The sequence below is a fragment of the Vreelandella halophytica genome, from assembly GCF_968193635.1.
On the sequence record NZ_OZ309107.1, the window covers coordinates 2,711,763 to 2,736,255 of the forward strand.

Sequence of the window (24,493 nt, forward strand, 5' to 3'; positions counted from 1 at the left end):
CTTGTCGACGTTGGGCTAACCCAGGCGCGCCTGCAGCCATTTTCCGATATCGTTGACCTGCTGCGGGCAGAGCGCGTGCGCCATGGGATATTGGCGGTAGTTAACGCTATAGCCCTTCTCTTTCAGGCGGTCGGCGCCGGCCCGGCCCAGGGTCTCCGGTACCACCGGGTCGAAGTTGCCGTGGTGTACTTCCACCGGCACCGACTGGTTCGCCGCGGCCAATTCGATGCTTTCACCAGTGGCCAGGTACGTCGACATGGCAAGCAACCCGCCCAACGGCTGATCGAACGTGAGCGCGGCCTGGTAGGCGACCGCCCCACCCTGGGAGAAGCCGGCCACGATGATCCGGCGGCTATCCATCCCCTGGTCGAGCTGCTCTTGAATCAGCGCCTGGATGCGCTCGGCGGAGTGCTTAAGCTGTGTTTCATCCACCCGGCGCCCCAGGTCCATCGCCAGAATATCGTACCAGGCGGGCATCACCATGCCGCCGTTCACGGTCACCGGCAAGCGCGGTGCGTGGGGCATGATGAAGCGGATATTCAGGTTTTTGGAAAGCCCCATGGCCGGGATCAGCGGCTCGAAATCGTGACCGTCAGCGCCCAGGCCGTGGATGATGAATACGCAGGCATCCGCGGGCTGCCCGTTCTTGGGCTCGACGATCAACTCACCAGGCTCTGACATAGCGTGATTTCCTCGCAATAAAAGCGACACCCTAGCGCAAAGTGAGGCGCTGGGCGAGTGGTTCGGCTAGAACGGCCACACCAGCGGAATCAACGCAACGGCAATGGCGCCGGTCAGCACGTTCAAACCGCCGCCTACCTTGAGGAAATCAGTGATGCGATAGCCGCCGGGGCCATAGACCATCAGGTTGGTTTGATAACCAATCGGCGTCAAAAAACTGGCCGAGGCGGCGAACATGATGGTCACCACGAACGGCATGATGCTCACGCCCAGACTCTCCGCCGCCGCCGTCACGACCGGAAAAATGATTACCGCGGCGGCGTTGTTGGTGACCAGTTCGGTCAAAAGCGCCACGACGCAGTAGGTGCCCAGCAGCAAAAGCCAGGGGCTGCCCGCCACCATCGAAAGCACGCCCCCGGCCAGCGCGTCCGCCGCCCCCGAGCTTGTAAGCGCCGCCCCCACCCCGAAGGAGGCGGCAATGGTCAAAAGCACCTGGGTGTCGAGGCCGCGCTTGGCACCGCCCACCGTGCAGCAGCCGGTCAAGAGCACCAGCGCCGCGCCCAGCATCGCCGCACCCAGCATGCTCAGCACGCCCACCGCCGCCAGCAGCACTGCGCCGAGCAAAATCGCCCAGGCCAACGGGGCTTTTTCGTGCACCGGGCGGGCGGCACCGTTGAGCTCACTGATCAGCAGAAAATCCCGGGATTCCCGGTGGCGCTCGATGAACGGGGGGCGCGCCTCCAAAAGCAGCACATCGGAAGACTGCAAACGCACCTGACCCAGATTGCCGGTGACCCGCTCGCCGCCGCGACACACCGCCAGCACCGCCGCGCCGTAGAGCGTGCGAAAGCGGCCGTCGCGAATCCGCTGGCCAATAAACTGGCACTGGCTGGAGACCACCGCCTCGACCAGGCGGCGCTCCTTGAACTCTTTCTCCAGATTCGAGCCGCGCTCGCTCGAGGGAATCAGCCCGCGAATCTGCTGAAGCTCCACCGCCGCATCGCTGGTGCCGGCGAACACCAGCCGGTCGCCGCCTTTCAGCCGCTCGCCGGGGCCGACGACGCTGACCACGTTGCCCGCGCGCTCGATCTCGACCAGAAACAGCTCCTGAAGATGTCTAAGTCCCGCCTCCTCGACGCTGCGGTCGACCAGTACGCCGCTCGGGTCCACCTCCATTTCGATGGTGAACTCCCGCGGGTTGGCAAAGACTTTGCTCATCCCTTCTCGGCTGGGTAAAAGTTTGGGCGCCACGAAAATCAGATAGGCAAGCCCCGCCACCGCGACCGGTATGCCCACCCAGGCCAAGTCGAAAAGCCCCATGGAGACCTCGGGGTAGCGCTCGGTCAAAAGCCCGTAGACCACCAGGTTGGTACTGGTGCCGAAAAGCGTCACCGTACCGCCCAGAATCGACGCGAAACTCAGCGGCATTAGAAGCCGCTGGGGCGAACGCTTGATACGCCGGCTCCAGCTCATCACCGCTGGGATGTAGGTCGCCATGACCGGCGTATTGTTCAAAAACGCGCTGAGCGAGGCGACCGGCAGCACCAGCCGCACCAGCGAACGCCGCTCGGTGGCAGGCGTCCCCAACACAAAGCGGATGATCAGATCGATCCCGCCGGTTTCCCGGATACCCGCCACCAGCACGTACATGAAGGCCACGGTAAAAAGCCCCGCATTGGAGAAGCCACCCAGCGCCTGGCCCGGGTCGATCACCCCCAGGGTCATCAGCACCACCACCGCGCCGAGCAGGATGATATCCGGGCCCAGGCGTGAGAGCGCCATTAACGGAAACACTGTCAATACGACCCCGATTGCAATCCAAGCATCTAGTGACATGACACGCGCCTTAAACAGTAAACGCTGCCATTGTGCCGCTTGGCAAATATTCTAAAAAGTTATTTTTAGAAACACATTAATACCATAAAAGAATAAGCAAACGAGCCGCCGCGCCTCGCCGAACGTAACCCTGTTAGTCACATCCGCCGTCTTTGGCGATTCAAAACATAGCGCCTGTATCTTATGTAAAAAGTAACGGTCTCTTAAAAAGTAACTAAGCTGATAAACGGGTGGCCGTTACCAAAACGAAAACAATGTCACTGGGTCTTGCCCCCCTTCGTCTTACTTCGCAGCTGTTCAATGCGCTGATCGATCGTGGTGTACGGCCAGATCTATCCGTGAATACTGGGAGTACCCCATGAAAACGCGTCATATCTTCGTCGTCGGCCTCAATGACTTCAATCATGAACGCCTCAAGCGGCTTCGAGGCGCCGAGCATTTTCACTTTCACGGGGTCATCGAACCCGCCGAGGTCTACGACACCGAAATATTTCCCATCGAGTCCATGGTCGAACGCGCCACTCAAACGCTCTCGGCCTTCGAGCACGACATCGACGCAATCGTCGGCTACATGGACTTTCCGGTCTCGACCATGCTGCCGCTTCTATGCAGGCGCTTCGCTACCCGCACGACCACCCTGGAAAGCCTTTTGAAGTGCGAGCACAAGTACTGGAGCCGGCTTTGCCAGCGCGAGGTGATCGGCAACTTCATTCCCCGTTTTACCGCTTTTGATCCCTTCGATGACCAGGCGCTGACCGAGATCGGCAAGGCGGGGCTCTACTTCCCGTTTTTCGTCAAACCGATCAAGTCCTCCGGCTCGCGGCTCGGGTTTCGTATCGACAGCCCCGAGGACTTCGAGTCCGCCATCGCAAAACTGCGCAGCGACATCGGGCTCATTTCCGAGCCCTTCAACTATATCCTCGAACAGGCCGAGATCCCCGACGAGGTGCGCAAGGTCGACGGCGGCTTCTGTATGGCCGAAGAGATCATCGGCGGCTGGCAGTGCACCGTGGAGGGCTACGTATTCGAGGGCAAGGTCGTCCCCTATGGCATCGTGGACTCACTGCGCTACCCGCGGGTACTCAGCTTTCTGTGCTACCACTACCCCTCCACCCTGCCGGATAAAATCCAGGACAAGATGCGTGAGCTGACCACCACGCTGATCGCGCATATCGGGTTTGATAACGCCGCCTTCAACGTAGAGTTTTTCTGGGACGAAGTGCAAAACCGTATCTGGCTTTTGGAGGTCAACACGCGTATTTCCCAGTCCCATTGCGATATTTTCGAGAAAGTCGACGGCGTCAGCCATCAGCAGGTCACCGTCGATTTGGCGCTGGGGCAGAAACCGAACATGCCCCATCGCGAAGGCGACTACCCGGTGGCCGGCAAGTTTTTCTACCGGGTGTTCTTCGAAGACGCCACGGTCTCCCGGGTCCCCTCCCAGGCAGAGATCGAAGCGCTCGAAGCGGACTTCCCCGGCACCCTGATCGACCTTCAAGTCGTGCCCGGCCAGCGGCTGTCGGCGCTGCCCGAGCAGGACGCCTATAGCTACGCGCTGGCCTATATCTGGATGGGCGCACAAAGTAGCCAAGCGCTGGAACAAAACTACTTGGCGCTTGCCCAGCGGCTCACCTTCGACTTCGCCGAGGTCGTCGGGTAACCCATCGCTTGCGCTTGCAAAGGAGTGTGTTGATGCAGATCGTGGATAACTTGCCCCGCCGGGTTTTCGAAGAGGAGACCTGGATCGAAATGAGCGACGGTACGCGCCTGGCCGTGCGCATCTGGCGACCAGAAGATGCCGAGAGCGATCCGGTCCCGGCGATCGTCGAGTACCTGCCCTACCGTAAACGTGACCTGACCGCCCAGCGCGATGCGGGTATGCACCGTTTCTGGGCCGGCCACGGCTACGCCGGGGTGCGAGTAGACATTCGCGGCACCGGCGAGTCCGACGGCGTACTTTATGACGAATACCTGCCCCAGGAGCTCGATGACGGCGTGGAAATTCTGGCCTGGCTCGAGCGCCAACCCTGGTGTACCGGCAAGGCCGGCATGGTGGGTATTTCCTGGGGCGGCTTCAACGGCCTGCAGATCGCCGCGCGCCAGCCGCCCCAGCTCAAGGCGATCATCACCATCTGCTCCACCGACGACCGCTACGCCGACGACGTTCACCACATGGGCGGCTGCCTGCTGGTCGACAACCTCTCCTGGGCATCGACCATGTTCGACGGCAACGCCTGCCCGCCGGACCCGGCACTGGTCGGCGAGCGCTGGCGCGAGATGTGGCATGAGCGCCTGGCAGGCAGCGGGCTTTGGCTCAAGCAGTGGCTCGAGCACCAGCGCCGCGACGACTACTGGAAGCATGGGTCGGTGTGTGAGGACTTCAGCGCGATTCGCTGCCCGGTCTACGCCATCAGCGGCTGGGCGGACGGCTACTGCAACGCGGTGTTCCGGCTCATGCAGGGCCTCGACGTGCCCCGCAAAGGGCTCATTGGCCCCTGGTCGCACAAGTACCCGCACCTGGGGGTTCCAGGGCCGGCCATTGGCTTTTTGCAGGATGCGCTGCGCTGGTGGGACTACTGGCTCAAGGGCATCGACAACACCATCATGGACGAGCCCATGCTGCGGGTATGGATGCAGGAGTCGGCGCCGCCTTCGACGCGCTACGACCACCGCCCGGGGCGCTGGGTCGCCGAACCCGCCTGGCCATCCGCCAATATCGTGCCCCAACACTTCATGCTGACCGCCGGCCACGACCTGGTGCCGGAAACCGATGCCAACCGGGAAGCGGCAAGCGACACGCCGCTTTCGCTGCGCTCGTCGCTGTCGGTGGGACTTCACGCGGGCAAGTGGTGCTCCTACAACGCCCCGCCGGACTTGCCCCACGACCAGCGCGACGAGGACGGCGGCGCGCTGATCTTTCAAACCGCCATGCTGGCATCGCCGCTGGAGATTTGCGGCCAGCCAGTGCTGGAGCTCGAGCTCTCCTCGGACAAGCCAGTGGCCATGGTCGCGGTGCGCCTGATCGACATTCACCCGGACGACAAAGCCACCCGGGTCTCCTACGGGCTATTGAACCTGACCCACCGTGACAGCAACGAGCACCCAAAACCGCTGGAGCCGGGCAAACGCTACCGGGTCAAGGTAGCGCTCAAGCATATCGCCCAGCAGTTCGTCGCCGGGCACGCCATTCGCGTATCGCTTTCGACCAGCTATTGGCCGATCGCCTGGCCCGCGCCGGAGCCCGCCCGGCTCACCTTTCACCCCGAGGCCTGCCGGCTGACCCTGCCCACCCGGGAGCCGCGCGCCGAAGAAGAGGCGGCCCTGCCGGCCTTCGAGCCGCCGGTGTCCGCACCCGGGCTCGCTACCACGGTGCTTGCTCCGGGGAGCGAGAGCTGGCGGGTGATCCGCGATTTGGCGACCGACGTCAACGAGCTCGAGGTGATCAACGATGAAGGGCGCTACCGTTTCGACGATATCGGCCTCGAAATCGGCGGCAAGGTGACCGAGCGCTACCGTTACGCCTACGGCGACTATCGCAGTATCGAAGGGATAACCGACTGGGAGCGCATTTTTCGACGCGGTGACTGGGAGGTTCGCACCCTCACCCATACCAGGCTTACGGCCAGCGCCGACGCGTTTCGTATTCAGGCCACGCTGGACGCCTGGGAGGGGGAAACGCGGGTGTATTCGCAAAGCTGGGACGAATTCATACCGCGGGATCTGGTATGAAAAAGCCTTATATGAAAAAAGCTTGTATAAAAACAAAAAACCCCGCGATTGGCGGGGTTTTTTCGTTCCGTTTACCTTAGCGGCAATCGGACAACATCAACGCTGTAAAATTACAGTACTTTGATGTTGGAAGCCTGAAGGCCTTTTTTACCCTGAGTGACGTCGAAGGAAACCTTCTGGCCGTCTTGCAGAGTTTTGAAGCCGTCAGCCTGGATTTCAGAGAAATGCGCGAACAGATCGTCGCCATTGTCGTCCGGAGAAATGAAGCCGAAGCCTTTAGTGTCGTTAAACCACTTAACGGTACCAGTTGCCATGATCGAAAATCCTCGATTTAGCTTAATCTAAAGCCGGGTAATACCCGAGTTACAGTGGGTAGAACAAGAAACTTTCACCAGACTCAACGCTAAAGCGTTTCAATGCTGCTGACAACGTTCGACTTGCTAACCTACTGCTTGAAGGATGTGCCCTACCAATGCACATGTCAAATTATATTTGAAAAAAATGTCAATACGATGACGGCCCTTTCAACGCTCCTCTAAAACCCACCGTGCGGCCTTTTCAGCGATCATCAGCGTGGGTGAATTGGTGTTCCCACTGGTGATCGTCGGCATGATGCCTGCGTCCGCAATACGCAGCCCGGCCACCCCGAAAACGCGCAGCCGACTGTCGACTACCGCCATTTCATCCTCCGCTTTACCCATGCGCGTGGACCCCACCGGATGAAAGATGGTGGTGCCGATATCCCCGGCCAAGCGGGTAAGCTCTTCGTCGCTTTGATACTGCATACCAGGCTTGACCTCTTGGGGCTTGTAACGGGCAAACGCCGGCTGCGCGGCAATGTGGCGGGTGACGCGAAGCGAATCCACGGCCACCTTTTGATCCTCCGCGGTACTCAGGTAGTTGGGGCTGATCAAGGGTGCCGCTTTGGGGTCGCGGCTTTTCAGTCGCACCGTGCCCCGACTTGTGGGGTTCAAGTTGCAGACGCTTGCGGTAATCGCTGGAAAAGGATGCAGCGGCTGGCCGAAGGCCTCCAAACTCAAGGGCTGCACGTGGTACTGGATATTGGGATGGGCGTAGTCGCTGGAACTTCGCGTAAAGGCACCCAGTTGCGAAGGCGCCATGCTCATCGGCCCGGTTCGCCTGGTCAAATACTCCCAACCGATGCCCATTTTGCCCCATAGCGTGCCGGCAATGGTATTGAGCGTTTGGGCATTGCTGACACGATACACCGAACGGATCTGGAGGTGATCCTGCAGGTTTTCGCCCACGCCGGGGAGCTCCTTTACTACCTTTATACCAACGCTTTCCAGCGGCTTTCGCGGGCCGATACCGGAAAGCTGTAAAAGGTGTGGCGTGCCAATCGCCCCGGCGCAGAGCACCACTTCTTTATCGGCGTTCACTCGCTGCACGCGCCCACCGCGCAGTACTTCAACCCCCGTGCAGCGCAGCGCCTCCTTTGCTTGATCGAGGCAGAGCGTATTGACCTGAGTCGAATACCAAAGCGTCAAATTCGGGCGCTCGAGCGCCGGGCGCAAAAACGCCTTGGCGGTGTTCCAGCGCCAGCCCGCGCGCTGGTTCACATCGAAGTACGCCACCCCTTCGTTGCAGCCGCGGTTGAAATCGTCGGTGGGCGGAATACCCGCCTGCTGGGCGGCTTGGGCGAAATCATCCAGTACGGGCCATTTGAGCCGCTGCTTTTCGACCCGCCACTCGCCGTCTTTACCGTGAAACTTGCGATGCTCGGTATCGGCGCCGCCCGCCTCGTCCATACGGTAGTGGCTTTCGTGGCGGATAAAATCCTCGAGGCACGCCTCCCAGCGCCAGGCCGGGTCGCCGGTGACACGGGCCCAGTGGTCATAGTCGCGGGCCTGGCCGCGCATGTATATCATGCCGTTAATGCTCGAGCAGCCTCCCAAAACCTTACCCCGAGGGTAAATGAGCGAGCGTCCGTTCAAGCCCTGGGCTGGTTCGGTCTTGAAAAGCCAGTCCGTGCGCGGGTTGTTGATGCAGTAAAGGTAGCCCACCGGCACGTGAATCCAGTAGTAGTTATCGCGCCCGCCCGCCTCTATCAAAAGCACCCGGTTAGCGGGGTCGGCGCTTAGCCGGTTGGCCATCAAGCACCCGGCGGTACCGGCTCCGATGACGATGTAGTCGAACGGCTGATCGATTTGGCGTGCACCCTTGTTATTGGTCTTGGCCATAGCGCCTCCCGGACGTTGATTATCTGGCATCGCACCTTTGAAAGCGCCACTGCCAGCGCCTCTTCATCAAGGCTTAAAAGCGCCAAAAACGCAAACGGCGCCCGAACGCGGCGAAGGGGCCGGCCTGGCCGTATCGGCCAAGCCATGAGCCTGGAACACCGCCGTCAGGAACCTTCGCGCTTGGTAAATGATCAAAACGAGCTACCTTGAAATCGTCGCTTTAAAAAACAGGTTTTGCCAAAGCAGGATTTCTCTACTAAAGTATCAGGCGAGTCAATTAGACCAGTCGGCTAGTAATTTTTTATTGCATCGTACTGGTTGCGGTGTCTTCGCCACCGCGACATCAAACAAGCGTTGATCTATAGATAGGAGATCTTATGAGCAACAGCATCACGACAGTCAACCCGGCCACCGGCGAGAACCTTGAAAGCTATCCGTTGATGGATGAAAGCCAGGCCCTCAAGGTGGTCGAGCAGACCCATGAGGCCTTTCTGCAGTGGCGCCTGAAGTCGCTCGACGAGCGGGCCAAGGTCGTCAAGGCGATTGGTAAAGCACTTGCCGACAACAAGGAAGCGTTCGTCAACCTGATGGTCGACGAAATGGGCAAGCCGCCGGAAGAAGCGCGTGGGGAAATCGATCTGTGTGTCGGTATCTGCGACTACACCGCCGAGCAAGGCCCGACCAAGCTTGCCGATGAAGAGCGCAAGCCCGGCAACGGTGAGCGTGGCTTCGTCACCTACTCGCCGATGGGCGTGATCTACGGCATTCAGCCGTGGAACTTCCCCGCTTATCAGGCGGTTCGTTACTCCATCGCCAACATCATGGCGGGTAACGCGGTGCTGCTCAAGCACGCCGAAAACGTCACCGGCAGCGGCCTGCTGCTCGAGAAAATCTACCGTGAAGCCGGCCTGCCGGAAAACGTCTTCCGCACGCTGGTCATCTCCCACGATGTGTCGGACAAGATCATCGAGCACAAATACGTGCGCGGTGTGACGCTGACCGGTAGCGACGGCGCTGGCCGCAAGGTTGCCGCCAAGGCGGCCGAGAACCTCAAGAAAACCGTTCTCGAGCTTGGCTCCAACGACGCCTACCTGGTGCTGGACGACGCGGATATGGATCTGGCCGTCGACACCTGCGTCACGGGCCGGGTGTATAACGGTGGCCAGACCTGCGTGGCCGCGAAGCGCTTCGTGGTGACCGAGAAAAACTACGAGGCGTTCAAAGAGCGTTTCGTCGAGAAGATGAAGAGCCTGAAAGTGGGTGACCCGAAAGAGAGCGGCACCAACGTTGGCCCGATGGCGCGTGTCGATCTGCGCGACGGCCTGCACGACCAGGTAGAGCAAAGCGTGAGCAAAGGCGCCAAAATCCTCTGCGGCGGTGAAAAGCCCACTGGTCCCGGTGCGTTCTACCCGATCACCGTGCTGGAAAACGTCGAGCCCGGCCAGCCGGCTTATGATGACGAGCTGTTCGGCCCGGTCGCAGCGCTGATTCGTGCAAAAGACGACGAAGACGCCATGCGCATCGCTAACGACAGCCGTTACGGCTTGGGCGGCGGTATCATCTCCAAGGACTCCAAGCGCGCCGCGGAGCTTGCCAGCAAGTACTTCGATACCGGCATGGTCTTCATCAACGGCTTTGGCGTCGCCACGCCGGAAATGCCCTTTGGCGGCGTGAAGGACTCCGGCTACGGCCGCGAGCACGGCGGCTTCGGCATGCACGAATTCGTCAACGCCAAGGCGGTCATCGTCGTTAGCGAGTAATACCGCAACGCCTTTGGCTGGCCAGTTTGACTGGTTAGAAACGAAAAACGCCGCAAGCGCTGCTTGCGGCGTTTTTTTATGCCCTGAAGGTGTGATTACCTGCTTTCGCGCGCCAGACGCTCGAGCTCGGACGCCTGCTCATTGGAGATACCCATCGCGTTGGCAAGCTGGTCGAGCCACGCGCGCCCCTTGGGATCCCCATCATTTATAACCGCCACGCTAATCAAGTACATCTCGCGGGCGGCCTCGGGCGAGTCCGCCTGCTCGGCAAGCGCCTCGGCATCCAGTGAAGCGTTTAGCTGCTGCTCGACCCAGGCGTGCAGCTCATCATCGGCGCCCAGGGCGTGCATCTTTCCGGTCATCGAGGCGCGTATCTGCTCGTCGTTTTGAACGGCGGCGCGGGCGGCCATGATCATGGCCTGCAGCAGTGTCCGGCTGCGCTGCTCCTGGCGCTCGCCGCTGAGGGAGTCGACGTGTTCGCCCTTCGCTCGGGCCTCGTCGCTTTCCCACTCGCTGTCCGCTGCGCCACCACGGCCGTTGCGTAACTGGGAGCTCTGCCACGCGTTCCAGGCATACACGCCTATGCCTGCCACAAGGCCATATTTGAGCGCCTTACCGGTCAGCTTGCGGCCAGGCCCGGAGCCCATGAGTATCGCCAGGGCGCCGCCGCCCAGCGCACTCTTCGTATCGAAGCCGCTCGAACGGGATGACGGGCCCGATGCATGACGGCCCACGCGGTGATCCGGCTGACCATCCGACCGAAGCGCTGGATCATCCAGCACTCCCTTGATAGCGAATTCGCCGTCATCTTGCTGCATCAACTGCTTAAGAATAGTACTCGCGTTCATCCGTGGACTCCTTGAGCTAATGGAGTGGCAACCCGCCACCCTACCAGCAGATTAGACGCTTTCGGCCCCTTTTACCTCAACCCGGCTTCCCAGGCGGCTGGTACTGACCTCTATACGAACCGGCATTTGCTCTTTAAGTTCGCTCACATGCGAGATGATGCCGATCATGCGCCCGCTCATTTGCAGATCGCACAGCACCGCAATCGCCTGATCCAGCGCGTCCTGGTCCAGGCTTCCAAAGCCTTCGTCGATGAACAGCGTATCGAGCTGGATGCCGCCGGCGTAGGCCTGGACCACGTCTGAAAGCCCCAGCGCCAGCGAAAGCGCCGCCATGAAGGACTCGCCGCCGGAGAGCGTGGCCACCGAGCGCTGCTTGCCGGTGTAGGTATCGGCGACGTCGAGTTCCAGGCCGGACGCCTTGTTGCCCTTCGAGGGGTCTTCGCGGCGCACCAGCTGGTAGCGCCCGCGGCTCATGCGCACCAGCCGTTCGGAGGCCTGAATCAGCACGTCGTCGAGCAGTACCCCCAGCACGAAGCGCTGCAGGCTGATGCGGTGGCCGGTGCGCCCGTTGGCGACATCACTGAGCGTGCCCCAGAGCCGGTACTCCGCCTCGAGCTTTTGCTGAGCCGCGTGGGCAGCCGCGAGTTTTTGACGAATGCCGGCCAGGTTGGCCAGCCGAGCATCGAGGGAGCGCCAGGCTTCGAGCCGGGTGTTCTCCTCGTGCTGGGCGGCCTCGACCGCCGCCTCGAGCTCGGCCACGTCCGGCAGCGCTTGCTCGCCCAGTTGGGCGTTGGCGCTGGCCAGTGCCCCTTCCAGTTCGGCCAGGCGATGCCGGTAGCTTTCGACTTGCTCGGAAAGCGCCTGGCGCTGGTGGGCGTCGAGCCTGGCGGCCTCGAAGGCCGCGGCGTCCTCGAAGGGGCTTTGACCCAGCGCCTCGCGCCAGGCGGCGCTTGCCTTTTCAAGGGCGCTCGTACACTCCGCCAGGCGTTTGTCGGCGCCGCTTAGCCGCTCTTCACAGCGGGCTTTTTGGCTTTCGTGCGCGTTAAACGCCTGCTGGGCCTTTTGGTAGGTGCTCTCGATTTGCGCAATGTCGCTATCAAGTGTGGCCAGGCTCGCCTTGAGTGCCTGGGGGTCGCGGGCATCCGCAGGCAGCGCCTCACTTAGTTGCTCGTAGTGGCTTGCCAGGCGCAGCGCCTCCTCCCGAGCGGTGTCCATCTCGGCGCGGCGGGTTTTGAGCGCTTTGTCCTGAGCCGCCCACTCCTGACGCAGCACGTCGCGGCTTTGTTGGTGCTGGGTAATCTCGCTTTCTACCTGGCCACGCCGCGCCGCTTGTTCGCCTTGCGCCCTCACGGCGTGCTCGAGTTCGGCCAGGGTCGCGCTCGCCCACTCGCCCAGTGCCTGGCTCACCTGAGCGTGCTGCTCATCGAGGTTTTGGCGTTTCTGGCGGCTCTCTTGCAGCGCGCGCTCGGCGGCATTGCTTGCCTGGCGGGCGTTTTCTAGCGCCACCCGGGCCTGTTCCACCTGTTCTTTGGTGACCACGTCGACCTGGCCTTCGGCGGGGGCCGGGTGAGCGGGGCTGCCGCATACCGGGCACGGCGTATCGGCTTGTAAGGTGCGCGCCAACAGCGCCGCCTGCCCCTGGTGCCAGCGCATTTCCTGCTCGGTGGCGTAGCGCTCGGCGTGCTGGGCCTCCCGCTGGCAACGCTCGAGGGTTTGTTCGCCACCGCGGCGCTGCTCGTCGAGCGCCGGGGCCTGGCGGTCGAGCGCCTCCAGCTCCTGGCGTTTGGCAAGCAGCTCCCGGTGGCGGGCAAGCTCCGAAGGCGCCCCTGCCAGGCGCTGGTACTCGGTTTGGAGTGCCTCCAGCTGCGTACTGAGCGCCTCGCCCCGGCGCCGGGTATCCTCGAGGGCTTTCTCGTCGCGCTGAAAATTCGCCTCGGCGGTTTGCTTGTGGGCCGCCGCCGCCTGCACGCGGGCGCTTAGCGCGTGAAGCGCCTGGCCTTTCTCCAGATACTCGCCCAACTGGCGGCGGCGTTCGGTAAGCTCGCCAAGGTCCTGATGCCGCCGGCGGGCCGCCTCGAGCGCGGCGTTGGCGGTTTCCACGCGGGTGCGCTGTTCACTCAAGGCCTCGCTGGCCTGGCGCTGCTCCGCTTGCGCGGCCTGCAGCGCCTGATGCGCCTGATGGCGGGCCTCAAAAGGGGCGCGCAGCGTTTGGGCCTGGCCGTCCTGGCTTAGCCGCGCCTGGGCGCGCTCGATCGCCTCGGCCTGTTCGATGTGCGCGGCCTTGTCGTTGACCAGGACGTCGCGGGCGGCGAACTGACGCTTCAACGCGGCACCCACGTCGCGGTTTTTCTCCGCCACGCGGCGCGCCCGGCCGGCGGCTTCGCGCAGGGCGTGCGCCTGCTCGACCCGGGGCGTTAGCGCGCTCGCCTCCTCCTCCAGCGCCGCTTCGCTTTCGAGCTCGCCGCCGGCCAGAATCCCGCTAATGTGCTGATGGTGGCTTTTGACCCTGGCGACGATCTCTTTCGAGCGTTCCAGCAACTGCTCTTCGATGCGCTGAAAAATATGCGTTTGAAAGAGTTTGGCGAAGATCTTCTCGCGATCCTTGGACTCTGCGACCAGCAGCTCACGAAACCGGCCCTGGGGAAGCACCATCACCTGGCGAAACTGAACGGCGTCCAGGCCCAGCAGCGTCTGTACCTGGCCGGTGGCTTCGCTCACGCTTTTGGCGACCAGGCACTTATCCTCTTGGCGGTCCTCGGTCAGGCGCCAAAGCTGGGCCTCGGTACTTTGGGTGGTGGTGCCCTCGCCTCGCGCCTTGGGGCGCTCCTGCTGGGGTACGCGACGAATGCGGTAGAGCGCGCCGCGTAGGCGAAAATCGAGGGTGACCTCGGTCAACAGCGAAGCGTCGGCCTGGTCGCAGCGCATTTGACTCGCCGTGCGCTCGTCACCGGTGGTTTGGCCGTAGAGCGCAAAGCAGATGGCGTCGAGAATCGAGCTTTTGCCCGCCCCGGTGGGCCCGTTGATCAAAAAAAGCGGGTGCTCGCCCAGGGCGGTGAAATCGAGGCGCTCGCATCCGGCGAAAGGGCCGAACGCCTGCATGGTCAGCGCCAGCGGGGTCATGAGGCGCCCTCCGCTTTACTCAACTCGCCGATCAAATCGCGCATGAGGGCCTGCTGCTCATTGGTCATCGCCTCGCCGCTGGTCTGCTCGAAAAAGTCGCTGAACATGTCCAGCGTGCTGAACTCGAGCTTTTCGCGGTCGAGCTGCTGGGCGCCGCGCGACTCGAGCATGCCGGGCTTTTCCAGGTGCAGCACGTTGGGATACAGCGCGCGCAGCTTGCTCATGGGGTCGAGAATCGCGTGACGATCAGTAAGGCGCACCAGCAGGTAATCGTCGCGGCCCGCGCTTTCGCCCTGGCCGGCGGCCAGGAGCGCTTCGAGTTCGCCTTCCAGTACGCGCACTTCGCGCCTAGGGGTTAACGGGCGGTGCTCGAAGTTTACGTGTCCTTGCCCGTCGACATCCACCAGGGTGACGCCCTTGCGCTGGCGGGCTTCCGAGAAGCTGTATTTCAAAAGCGAGCCGCTGTAGCGGATATGTTCGCCGCCGCGATACTGCGGGCCGTGCAGATGGCCAAGGGCGACGTAATCAAAGCCCTGCATCGGCTCCCAGGCCACGCTCTCCGCGCCGCCCAGGTTCAGCGGGCGCTCGGAATCCGAGGCGCTGGCGCCGTCGACGAAGCAGTGGCTCATCAAAAACGTCGGCGTACCCCCGCGGCGGGCGGCCTCGATACGTTCGAGCAAGAAGCGGTGGGCGCTGTCGAAATCCCGCACGTCACATTTGAAGTGGCTGCGTACGTGGGCAGGGTCCGCGTAGGGAATGCCGAAAACATCCACCTCGACGCCACCGGCGGTGAGCGTGACCGGCGCATCACAATCCGCCAAATCAGAAAGGATATGCAGGCCCGCCTTTTTAAGATGACGGGCGCCAAAGCGAAGCCGCTCGGCGCTATCGTGGTTGCCAGAGATCATCACGACCGGTAAGCCGCGCTTTTCGCAAAGCTCGAAAAGAATGTCGTCGAGCAGCGTAACGGCGGCGGCCGGGGGAACCGAGCGGTCGAAAACGTCGCCGGCGACCAGCACGACGTCCACCGCGTCCCGGTCGACGATCTCGACGAGCTGGTTCAAAACGAAGCGCTGGTCTTCAAGCAGCGAGACGTTGTGAAACAAACGCCCCAGATGCCAGTCCGCGGTGTGAAGTAGTCGCATGGCAGGCTCGCCGTTGTAAAAAGTGCCCGCATCTTAGCACTCTCTAAAGACCATTCTCCAAAGAGCGCTCTTCAAAATGGCGTTGGCCAAAACGGCGCAGGAAGCTGCCACGCGTCACGATGCCTAGAGCGGCATCAGGGTTCGAGGGGTAGATTGCGCTTGTGGGCGGTACGCTCATAGGTTTGCACGATGGTGGCCCGGGCCTCGTCGCCGACATCCTTGCCCATCAAAAAGGCGTCGATGTCGTCGTAGGTAACGCCCAGCGCGTCTTCGTCGGCTAGCTGCGGCTTCAGCGTTTCGAGATCCGCGGTGGGCTGTTTGGTCACCAGCGCCTGGGGGGCGCCCAGCTCGGCGCCAAGTTGGCGCACCTGGTCCTTGGTCAAACTGGCCAGTGGGGCTACGTCGCAGGCCCCGTCACCATACTTGGTGAAAAAGCCCATGATGGCCTCGGCGGCCTGGTCGGTACCGACCACCAACCCGCCGTGGGTGCCTGCGACGGCGTACTGGGCAATCATGCGCTGGCGCGCCTTGATATTACCCAACACGAAATCGCGTTGGTGTTCGTCCTTGAACGCGAGCTCCCCTTGCTCGAGCGCCTCGAGCGCCGCATCGCTTGCCGGTTTGACGTTCACCGTCAGCACATGATCGGGTTTGATGAACTCGAGGGCCTGCTGAGCGTCGTCCTCATCGTGTTGTGTGGCGTAGGGCAAGCGCATGGCGTAGAACTGCGCGTCGAGGTACTTTTCCCGCGCCTTTTCGACTGCCATCTGAGCCAGCCGCCCAGCGACGGTGGAATCCACCCCGCCGCTGATCCCCAGAACCAACGCGTGCTGCCCCGAATCGCGCATCTTGTGGTAGAGGAAATCCACACGCCGTTCGATTTCATCCTGCGCATCGATAGAGGGGGCGATGTTGAGCGCCTTGCGAATTTGCGCCTGCTTCTCGGTATTCTGCTTCATTCTGGTCTCCTGTGTATGAACGCGAAATTGTAGGGACACTAAATGGCGGTTTCATTCATAGCGTAGCGGATGGTGGGCGTTAGCCAAGCGGCGACGTTTCACCCTTCAATATCTGCTCGTAATAGGTACTTATCCGCTCGAGGGCGTAGTGGGCAGCTTGAAGACGCACCTCGTTGCGCTCGCCGGAAAAGCGCCGCGTTTCGCTGAAAAGAAATTCCTGATTGTCATGGCGAAAGGCCCAGGCAAAGCACACAGTCCCCACGGGAATATCGTCGTGGGGCTCTGGGCCGGCGATACCGGTATTACTAACGGCTACATTGGCATCGTTGTTGTGCATTGCGCCCAGCGCCAGCTCGCGACTGGTCTCTTCGCTGGTCAGCCCGAACTGATCGATCGTGGCGAAGCCCACCGACAGGTAACGATTTTTGGCCTCCGGCGAATAGACCGCCAGGCCGCAATCGATATTCTGACCACTGCCGGGAATGCGCGCCAGCTCCGAAACGATCAGCCCCGCCGTACAGGATTCAGCAGTGGCAAGCTTGAGTTCGTGCTCCTGCAGGTAGCTGCATACATCTTCCAAGAAGGACATATGACCTCTCCTTAACGCCCAATGCGGGCATGCGTGTCTCCCTGACTCCCCGTAAAGCTTTACTGTTGTACCTGGCGCTTCACGCGCTTTACTTGCCCTCATACGATAGTCCTCGCCCGGGGCCCAAGGCTTTAACCTCGATCAACCGCCTCCTGTTTAATGACAAAAGCGCCTGGGCAGGACCAGCGGATGAAAACCGGCATAAAAAAAGCCCCACACGAAGTGGGGCTTTGATAGGCGTACTTTTAGCGCTCGGTTGCCAAGCGGCTAGTTACGAAACGCGTCCGGGTAGGTGGTCAAATCGATGCCCCAAAGAACCGGCAGCAGGAAGTAGGTCGCCGCCACGATCAACAAGAGCGCGATGATGTTGAGCCAGAAACCGTTGCGCACCATTTCGACGATGGTGATCTTGCCAGTGGCGAAGATGATTGCGTTGGGCGGTGTACCGACCGGCAGCATGAAGGCGCAGTTCGCCGCCATTGCCGCGGGCACCATCAGCACGAACGGGTGTACGTTCAATGCCAGCGCCAACGAGGCCAGCACGGGCAGGATCATCGTCGCGGTGGCGGTGTTGGAGGTAATCTCGGTGAGATAGAGCACCATGGCCGTGGAGAGCAGAATGACCAGCAGGAAGTTGGCCCCTTCCAGTACGCTCATTTGATCGCCCATCCAGGCCGCCAACCCGGAGGAGTTGAAGCCGGCGGCAATGGCCAGGCCACCGCCGAATAGCAGCAAAATGCCCCAGGGCACATCCTTGGCGATATCCCAATCCAGCAGGCAGCCCCCCTTGTTGGGCGAGGGAATCAAAAATAGCGCAACCGCCGCCGCAATGGCGATCATGGTATCGCTGATGCCGGGGATGTTGATGATCTGGCCCTGCCAGAGAAACGAGCGGGTAATCCAGAAAAACGCGGCCATCAGAAAGACCGCTAGTACCGCCTTCTCTTCGAAGCTGGTACGACCCAGCGCATCCATCTCTTTTTTGATCAGCGCTTTACCGCCGGGCAGATGACCAAGATTCATCGGGTAGATAAACCGGGTCAGCATCAGCCAGCCGACCACCAGCAAAACCACGACCACCGGGAAAGCAAACATCAGCCAGCCGGCGAAGGAGACTTCGTAGCCGAACAGCTCGCTGACTACCGCCGCCAAAATGATGTTGGGGGGCGTGCCGATCAGCGTGCCCAGGCCACCGATCGTGCCGCCGTAACCCACGCCAAAAATCAGCGCCTTGCTGAACTTTTCGATCTCGACGCTGTGATCGCCCTCGGTTTTGTTGAGCTCCTGGGTGACCTGGTAAACGATCGCGGTACCGATTGGCAGCATCATCATGACCGAGGCGGTGTTGGAAACCCACATGGACAAAAAGCCGGTTGCGGCCATGAAGCCGAACACGATGCTGTTGATGCTGGTGCCCAGAATCGAAATGATCGTCAGGGCAATGCGCTTGTGAAGATCCCACTTCTCCATGGCCAGGGCGATCATGAAACCACCCAGGAAAAGGAACACGATCGGATTGCCGTAGGCGGCCGTGACCGCTCCCCCGTCGAGGGCGCCGGTAATCGGTAGCAGTATGATCGGCAACAGCGACGTCGCCGGAATCGGAATCGCTTCGGTCACCCACCAAACCGCGACCCAAAGCGTCGTTGCCAGCACCATGCGGGCTTCGAAGCTCAGGTCCTCGGGCTGAAAGAACATGACCGTCAAGGCGAACAGCAGCGGCCCAAGCACGAGCCCCACGGTTTGGGCCTTGTTGTAGGCGGGCGGGCGCGGCGGCTGGTTGTCCGGTTCGCCACCTTCGGGTTGCCCGGGCGCGCCTGAACCGCCGTGAGGGGCTCCGGGCGCGCTACTTGTCGGCAGCGCGCAGAGTAAAAGATTTTTGGCCTGGTGGTGATAGTGCCAAAGCTGGCCCCAGAGCGTGTAGGTGGCAGTTCTGAGCATAGAGCAGTACCGCTTGAAGTCGAGTGAGCAAAAAGGCGCGTCGCCTTAGCGAACCTTACGGGATGGTTAAAATAGCGTTGCTGATTGTAGCGGGCCCTTTATTCACTGCAAGCGCCCAATAGTCCAGTTAATTAACCGTTTTTGCGACCAAAGTCTAACAACTTTAGTTTGATAGTAAGCTAACGGTCTTTTGTGCGCCTCGCACCCGATCAAACCCCTTCTATACCGTGCCGGTCACCGAGGGTACGTGCCAGCCCCTCGAACCGAATGCCCATACGAAAGATGAACTTTTTGTATAAGTTTTATGAACCACGTGAGTACGTCTTAGTCTATACTTTCGCCAAGACCCAGAGAATGTCTGTATAAGCATCGGGTTTTGAAAGCCGTACACGTTCGAGGGGATAATGTAAGTTATAGACGCTCAAGGAGTTAAGATGATACGCCAACATCTTTTCAATGGAGCACAGCCCGGAAGTCGCGAACATCTCGAGAAATTCCTTAACGAACAAAGGATTAACCGAGAAAAAGAGAGGAAGAACGACCTGATTTGGTTAACCGCCGCCTCTTTTTTAGCCGGTAGCCTCGTGACGCTGGCCTTTGCCATACCGCTTTAGTACCGCGCTTTTCATAACGAAAACCCCGCCTTACACGGCGGGGTTTTTTTATACAGGCAGCTTTTTGCCCGCCCAGCGAAATTGATGATTGATTCTCCTTGAAAGGTGTATTACTGTGAATTGGTACAAGACACGTATAAATAAATACTTAAGTTAAGTAATCGCATTCACAAGGAGTGGTGGCATGCATAGATTAAAACTGGAAAACATCTCGGAAGCTGGCCTGAAGCTTGCTATTCAAGAACTACGCGAAGAGATGTACGACACCCCGCAGTGTGATTTCACGATTGCCAAGATGCTGAGCCATTGCGGTCATTTCGAAACCGCAGAGCGTCATCTGGATGAAATGCTGCTGAAATGGGGCTCTTCGCCGGACGTCATCGAACTCACCGACAAGGGCTTTGCCATGGTCGATGCGATGAGTGCTACGGCCCACGCCCAGAAAGTCGGCGAGCGCGCTGCTAAAAAAGCGACTCAAACCGCTAAAACAGCCAAAACCGAATCGGCCGCTGCGCTGGTGTAAGGCGCTCTTCTCTATAGACTAGACCGAACGAGCGTATTCCAAAACGGCTTGCTTTCCTGATGAAAGCAAGCCGTTTTGCGTTGTAACGTTCACGTACACGAGCTTGCCTGCTTTTCCCCCGTATACCGCCGCCCGGCGTGCACCGTAACGTTTTTTATCATGAGCCCCCTCGCTCACGCCTCAACTGCTAGAATGCTTCGCTTCTCGCGGGCGCGAGCGACTCGCTTCGGCGCCATTTCCAGTGATTGACCATGAGCTCTGCAATGATTGCGACTGCCCAAACGGTGTTTCGGCCTCTTCTACGGCTGGGCCTTATTTCCCAAATTCTCATTGGCATCGTGGCCGGGGTGCTGCTCGCCCTTTGGGCCCCGGCGGGGGCGGCCCGCGTTGCCCTGCTCGGCCAGCTATTCATTAGTGCGCTGCAAGCGGTCGCGCCCATTCTGGTCTTCGTGCTGGTCATGGCGGCGATTGCCGCGCACCAACGGGGCCGGCCCACCCAGATCCGCTCGGTATTGGGGCTTTATGTGGTCGGTACGTTGATCGCGGCGCTGATCGCCGTGGCCGCCAGCTTCATGTTGCCGACCGAAATCGCGCTCGATACGCCCCAGGCCGACGGGACACCGCCTGGCGATATTCTAAGCGTGCTGCGCGACTTGCTGCTCAACGCGGTGGCCAACCCGGTCAGCGCCCTGATGGAGGCCAACTTTATCGCCATTCTGGTCTGGGCCATCGCACTGGGTTTGGCACTGCGCCAGGCAAGCGACGGCACCCGCCAGACGCTTGCCGACCTTTCCACGGCGGTCACCCGGCTGGTCACCCTGGTGATTCGTTTGGCCCCGCTGGGGATTTTCGGGTTGGTGGCAGGCACGATTGCGCAGTCCGGCGTGGAGGCGCTTCTCAACTACGCCCAGCTGTTGGCGGTCATCGTGGGCTGTATGGCCATCGTCGCGCTGATCAGCAACCCGCTATTGGTTTACTTCGTGACCCGGCAAAACCCCTACCCGCTGGTATGGGCGTGCCTTCGTGGTAGCGCGATCACCGCGTTCTTCACGCGCAGCTCCGCGGCCAACATTCCGGTCAACCTGGAGCTTTGCCGCCGCCTGGAGCTGGACGCCGACACCTACTCCATTTCGATCCCGCTGGGCGCCACCATCAACATGTGCGGCGCGGCGATCACCATTACCGTGATTACCCTGGCCACGACCCATACGTTGGGTATCAGCGTCGACTTCCCCACGGCGCTTCTGCTGTGCATCGTATCGGCGCTGGCGGCCTGTGGGGTTTCCGGCGTGGCGGGCGGCTCCTTGATGCTGATCCCCATGGCCGCCAGCCTGTTCGGCATTCCCACGGAAGTGGCCATGCAGGCGGTCGCCATCGGCTTTGTCATCAGCGTGGTACAGGATGCCACCGAAACCGCGCTGAACTCCTCCACCGACGTGCTGTTTACCGCCGCCGCCTGCCGGGCACGCAGGAAAAACACCTAGCTCTCCGGGTTTATCCCATCGCTTCTTGAACGCCGGGTTGACGACTCGGCGTTCTTTGGTTAAAACGTTCCATATATGGAACGCTTGGTATAAGAGCGCTTCGACCACCGTATGACGCGCCCGGAGTTTGCCCCATGAACGAAAACGCCCTGCGGGTACTGGGAGAGCATCTACAGCGCCTTCGCCAGGCACGAGGGCACTCGCTTAGTCAGCTGGCAAGCGCGGCGGGTATGGCGAAGTCCAACCTTAGCCGGCTCGAACAGGGCATCGGCAACCCGACACTGGATACGATCTGGCGGCTAGCGGTGCAGCTCGACGTACCGTTCGGGACACTCATAGCCCCGGTCAACGAAGCGCTTGGCGATGGCGGCGTCGAGGTACAGCTTATCGAGCAAAGCAGTGGCCCGCCCCCGACCGATGCCTACTGGATGCGCTGCGCCCCCTATACCGAGCGCCGCGCCGACGCTCATACGCCGGGTGCCCGGGAGACGCTGATGCTGATTAGCGGCCAGCTCGAAGCCGGTGAAGACGGCGCGCTGACTCGGCTGTTACCCGGCGACACCCTGAGCATCGACGCCGACCGACCGCACCTCTACCGCACCCAGCGCGATAGTGCTTCGTTGTTCATTACCATTACGTATCACTAAAGGCCCCGCTTTATGCGCCAGTCAACCGATCACCCCGCGCGCCCCCACTCTGTGTGGCGCGCCGCAAGGCAAGGCGTACTCGACGGCATGCCCTTGCTGGGCGGCTACGTGCCGGTGTCGCTATCCTTCGGCCTGGTGGCTTCTCAGGCCGGGTTCACGACCTGGGAGGCCGCGGCGATTTCGGTGCTGATCTACGCCGGCGCGTCCCAGTTTCTGTTCGTGGGCATGGTCGCGGCCGGGGCGCCCCTTTGGCTGGTGGTGCTACTGACCCTTTTGATCAACGTGCGCCACGTAGTGTACGGCCCCAACCTGGCGGCGCTTTTACCGCGTAGCCGCCACTGGCCCTGGCTAATGCACGGGCTGACCGATCAGGTCTTCGGGCTGGCGCTGACGAAGCTGCCCGGAATCGCAAAGCCCGACCGCTTTGGCTGGTTTTTAGGGGCTGCGCTGATGGCCTGGGCGATGTGGGTGTTGGGCACGGTGGTGGGCGCGGTAGGCGGTGAAGCAGTGACCGGCTACTGGCCGCTACTCGGCGACATCATGCCCTTCGCGCTGCCCGCCTTGTTCTTGACCATGACCGCGCCGCGCTTTATCGATCTACGCTGGTCACTGGCGCTTGGCACTACCATCATGGCGGCCATGGCCCTCGCTTTAACCGGCGCGAGCAACGTGGCCATTCCACTGGCGGCGGCCTGCGGGGCGCTTTGCTATTACGCGGTGCGCTTTTCTTATAGGGGGCGCCCATGAGCGTGGAACTTTGGATCGCCGTCGTGCTCTCGGCACTCGGGACGCTTTTGATTCGCGTGATACCGTTTCTATGGATGCAGCGCCGCCTCGATCAAAGCGAAGGGCCCGCGGCGATGCCGGAGTGGCTGGCCATTCTGGGGCCGCTGATGATCGCCGCGGTCCTTGGGGTGTCGATCATACCGGTCAACCCCAGCGCCGTTTCCTGGTTGGGCACCGCCCTTGGGCTGCTCACGACGTTGCTGGTGTGGCGGCGGCTACGCTCGCTGGGCTGGCCGGTGGCGGCCGGCGTTGCGGTGTTCGGCGCGGTGGTGGTGGCGTTCAACGCATTTTGAATCGTCTGACAGAGCTCACGAGCGCCTTTTCACACCTTCGGCCTCTTGAAGAAAGTTGCCCGCCGCTTGCTGCATATCGGCGTGATAAAGCTGGCACTGGTGGCGTCCGCTTTGCTTGACGGCGTACATCGCCATATCGGCAAGATGGAGGAGCTCGCTTTCGCTCTGCGCATGGTCCGGGTAAAGACTCACCCCGATGCTGACGCTGATCGCGTGCTCGTGACCTTCGAGCTGGCAGGGTTTGGCGAGCGCTGCCAGAATTTTATCGCCCACGCCCAGCGCGCTAGAGGCGTCGTCGATTTCGCTCAACAGCACGACGAATTCATCGCCGCCCTGCCGGCAGATGGTATCCGTGGTGCGTAAGCAGGCTTTGAGCCGCTCGGCCACGACCTGCAAATAGCGGTCTCCCAGCGCGTGACCAAAGGTGTCGTTGATCGCTTTGAAGTGGTCGATATCCAGATACAAAAGCGCCAAAGACTGCTGACGGCGCCGGGCCAGGCTCATGGCACGCGACAGGCGCTCGGCAAACAAAAAGCGGTTGGGCAGCCCGGTGAGCGGGTCGTGCTGCGCCTGGTAGGCAAACCGGGCAGAACGCGTCAGCGATTGGCAGGCATCGTGAAAAATCACTACCGCGCCGACGACCTCGCCATGGCGGTTATGAACCGGTGCGGCGGAATCCTCTATTTCCAGCTGGCTGCCATCGCGACGCGTCAAAACGGCGTCGAGGGAGAGTTCTATGGGCCGGTTTTCGGCCATGGCCCGCCCTGCAGGGTTGAGCACGCTGGCGTGGGTCTGGTTATCGACCAATGGGAGCACCCGTTCGAGCGGGTTGCCAAACGCCTCTGCTCGCGTCCACCCGGTGAGCTCTTCGGCCATTTTATTGAGGTAGGTAACGCGACTGTGGGTATCCGTGGTCAACACCGCATCGCAAATCGAATTGAGCGTAATGTAGGCCCACTCTTTCTCGGCGTGTAGCGCGGTATCCGCCTTCTCCCGCTGCTCGCTCACGGCTATCTCGCTTTTGCCCGTGTCCACGTCATCGTCATTGCACTCACCGTTCAGCATGACCCCTTTCTCCATGAGTAAGATTGTCCGGCTGCATCTTCTTGACCACCGCTGTACGCCCGCCGGGCGTTGCTTTTACTGCCCTCGCCTTTTTCGAAACATCATGGCTTCAGCGCCGTCCGAAATACCCGGTACGCGAATAGGGCGTCATCCCTATAGTGTTTAATCTGCCGGTCAACTCGAAAACATGCCGATTGATTGAATAAGCCTTTTATACTTCTACGTGTCTCGTTGCCCAGTGTATACAAAATATAAAAAAATGACACAAACTG

At 61.0% G+C, this 24,493-nt stretch carries 20 protein-coding genes; 9 read left to right on the plus strand and 11 right to left on the minus strand.

All coding sequences use genetic code 11. The features are described from left to right. Positions 1-15: 15 nt before the first annotated feature. Both ACWHXT_RS12565 and ACWHXT_RS12570 read right to left on the minus strand, forming a co-directional pair. Positions 16-681 carry an alpha/beta hydrolase gene (locus ACWHXT_RS12565; RefSeq protein ID WP_447893938.1) on the minus strand — a complete coding sequence of 222 codons (666 nt, stop codon included), beginning with the start codon at positions 679-681 and terminating at the stop codon, positions 16-18. 66 nt (positions 682-747) lie between these two features. Next, positions 748-2,517, minus strand: a complete 1,770-nt coding sequence (locus tag ACWHXT_RS12570) for an SLC13 family permease (RefSeq protein WP_447956089.1) — start codon at positions 2,515-2,517, stop codon at positions 748-750. A 358-nt stretch (positions 2,518-2,875) separates the two neighbouring features. On the opposite strand from ACWHXT_RS12570, the gene ACWHXT_RS12575 reads away from it, so the two are divergent. Beyond that, positions 2,876-4,177: an ATP-grasp domain-containing protein gene (locus ACWHXT_RS12575; protein WP_447956090.1), complete on the plus strand. Its 1,302-nt coding sequence runs from the start codon at positions 2,876-2,878 to the stop codon at positions 4,175-4,177. A 32-nt stretch (positions 4,178-4,209) separates the two neighbouring features. Next, a complete protein-coding gene (locus ACWHXT_RS12580) occupies positions 4,210-6,246 on the plus strand; it encodes a CocE/NonD family hydrolase (protein ID WP_447956091.1) in 2,037 nt (678 codons plus the stop codon). Positions 6,247-6,356: 110 nt separating this feature from the next. Here ACWHXT_RS12580 and ACWHXT_RS12585 read toward each other — a convergent pair whose 3' ends face one another. Next, a complete protein-coding gene (locus tag ACWHXT_RS12585) occupies positions 6,357-6,560 on the minus strand; it encodes a cold-shock protein (RefSeq protein WP_009101184.1) in 204 nt (67 codons plus the stop codon). 210 nt (positions 6,561-6,770) lie between these two features. Then, on the minus strand, positions 6,771-8,447 hold the full coding sequence (locus ACWHXT_RS12590) for a GMC family oxidoreductase (RefSeq protein WP_447956092.1): 1,677 nt from the start codon (positions 8,445-8,447) through the stop codon (positions 6,771-6,773). A gap of 377 nt (positions 8,448-8,824) precedes the next feature. Between ACWHXT_RS12590 and ACWHXT_RS12595 the strand changes: the two genes are divergently transcribed. Continuing rightward, positions 8,825-10,207, plus strand: a complete 1,383-nt coding sequence (locus ACWHXT_RS12595) for an NAD-dependent succinate-semialdehyde dehydrogenase (RefSeq protein ID WP_447956093.1) — start codon at positions 8,825-8,827, stop codon at positions 10,205-10,207. Between the two features lie 95 nt (positions 10,208-10,302). Here ACWHXT_RS12595 and ACWHXT_RS12600 read toward each other — a convergent pair whose 3' ends face one another. The 6 genes from ACWHXT_RS12600 to ACWHXT_RS12625 form a co-directional block, all read right to left on the minus strand. After that, positions 10,303-11,055: a tellurite resistance TerB family protein gene (locus ACWHXT_RS12600; RefSeq protein ID WP_447956094.1), complete on the minus strand. Its 753-nt coding sequence runs from the start codon at positions 11,053-11,055 to the stop codon at positions 10,303-10,305. Between the two features lie 51 nt (positions 11,056-11,106). Then, positions 11,107-14,175 (minus strand): AAA family ATPase, encoded by a 3,069-nt coding sequence (locus tag ACWHXT_RS12605; protein WP_447956095.1) that lies wholly within the window; start codon positions 14,173-14,175, stop codon positions 11,107-11,109. Then, positions 14,172-15,320: an exonuclease SbcCD subunit D gene (locus ACWHXT_RS12610; RefSeq protein WP_447956096.1), complete on the minus strand. Its 1,149-nt coding sequence runs from the start codon at positions 15,318-15,320 to the stop codon at positions 14,172-14,174. Before ACWHXT_RS12610 ends, ACWHXT_RS12605 begins: the two co-directional genes overlap by 4 nt. Before the next feature lie 134 nt (positions 15,321-15,454). Beyond that, complete coding sequence (nadE, locus tag ACWHXT_RS12615; protein WP_447956097.1) at positions 15,455-16,279, minus strand: ammonia-dependent NAD(+) synthetase; 825 nt, start codon at positions 16,277-16,279, stop codon at positions 15,455-15,457. Between the two features lie 79 nt (positions 16,280-16,358). Next, on the minus strand, positions 16,359-16,868 hold the full coding sequence (locus ACWHXT_RS12620; protein WP_447956098.1) for a CinA family protein: 510 nt from the start codon (positions 16,866-16,868) through the stop codon (positions 16,359-16,361). Between the two features lie 267 nt (positions 16,869-17,135). Further along, positions 17,136-18,809, minus strand: a complete 1,674-nt coding sequence (locus ACWHXT_RS12625; RefSeq protein WP_447926636.1) for an SLC13 family permease — start codon at positions 18,807-18,809, stop codon at positions 17,136-17,138. A 434-nt stretch (positions 18,810-19,243) separates the two neighbouring features. On the opposite strand from ACWHXT_RS12625, the gene ACWHXT_RS12630 reads away from it, so the two are divergent. The 6 genes from ACWHXT_RS12630 (at position 19,244) to ACWHXT_RS12655 (ending at position 23,156) form a co-directional block, all read left to right on the plus strand. Continuing rightward, positions 19,244-19,423, plus strand: a complete 180-nt coding sequence (locus ACWHXT_RS12630; RefSeq protein ID WP_447956099.1) for a hypothetical protein — start codon at positions 19,244-19,246, stop codon at positions 19,421-19,423. A gap of 184 nt (positions 19,424-19,607) precedes the next feature. Then, positions 19,608-19,946: a hypothetical protein gene (locus ACWHXT_RS12635; protein WP_447893951.1), complete on the plus strand. Its 339-nt coding sequence runs from the start codon at positions 19,608-19,610 to the stop codon at positions 19,944-19,946. A gap of 263 nt (positions 19,947-20,209) precedes the next feature. After that, complete coding sequence (sstT, locus tag ACWHXT_RS12640) at positions 20,210-21,430, plus strand: serine/threonine transporter SstT (RefSeq protein ID WP_447956100.1); 1,221 nt, start codon at positions 20,210-20,212, stop codon at positions 21,428-21,430. A gap of 134 nt (positions 21,431-21,564) precedes the next feature. Continuing rightward, complete coding sequence (locus ACWHXT_RS12645; RefSeq protein WP_447956101.1) at positions 21,565-22,077, plus strand: helix-turn-helix domain-containing protein; 513 nt, start codon at positions 21,565-21,567, stop codon at positions 22,075-22,077. Positions 22,078-22,089: 12 nt separating this feature from the next. Continuing rightward, positions 22,090-22,824 carry an AzlC family ABC transporter permease gene (locus tag ACWHXT_RS12650; RefSeq protein WP_447956102.1) on the plus strand — a complete coding sequence of 245 codons (735 nt, stop codon included), beginning with the start codon at positions 22,090-22,092 and terminating at the stop codon, positions 22,822-22,824. Continuing rightward, positions 22,821-23,156 (plus strand): AzlD domain-containing protein, encoded by a 336-nt coding sequence (locus tag ACWHXT_RS12655; RefSeq protein WP_447956103.1) that lies wholly within the window; start codon positions 22,821-22,823, stop codon positions 23,154-23,156. Before ACWHXT_RS12650 ends, ACWHXT_RS12655 begins: the two co-directional genes overlap by 4 nt. A 15-nt stretch (positions 23,157-23,171) precedes the next feature. Here ACWHXT_RS12655 and ACWHXT_RS12660 read toward each other — a convergent pair whose 3' ends face one another. Continuing rightward, on the minus strand, positions 23,172-24,221 hold the full coding sequence (locus tag ACWHXT_RS12660) for a diguanylate cyclase domain-containing protein (protein ID WP_447956104.1): 1,050 nt from the start codon (positions 24,219-24,221) through the stop codon (positions 23,172-23,174). Positions 24,222-24,493: the final 272 nt, after the last annotated feature.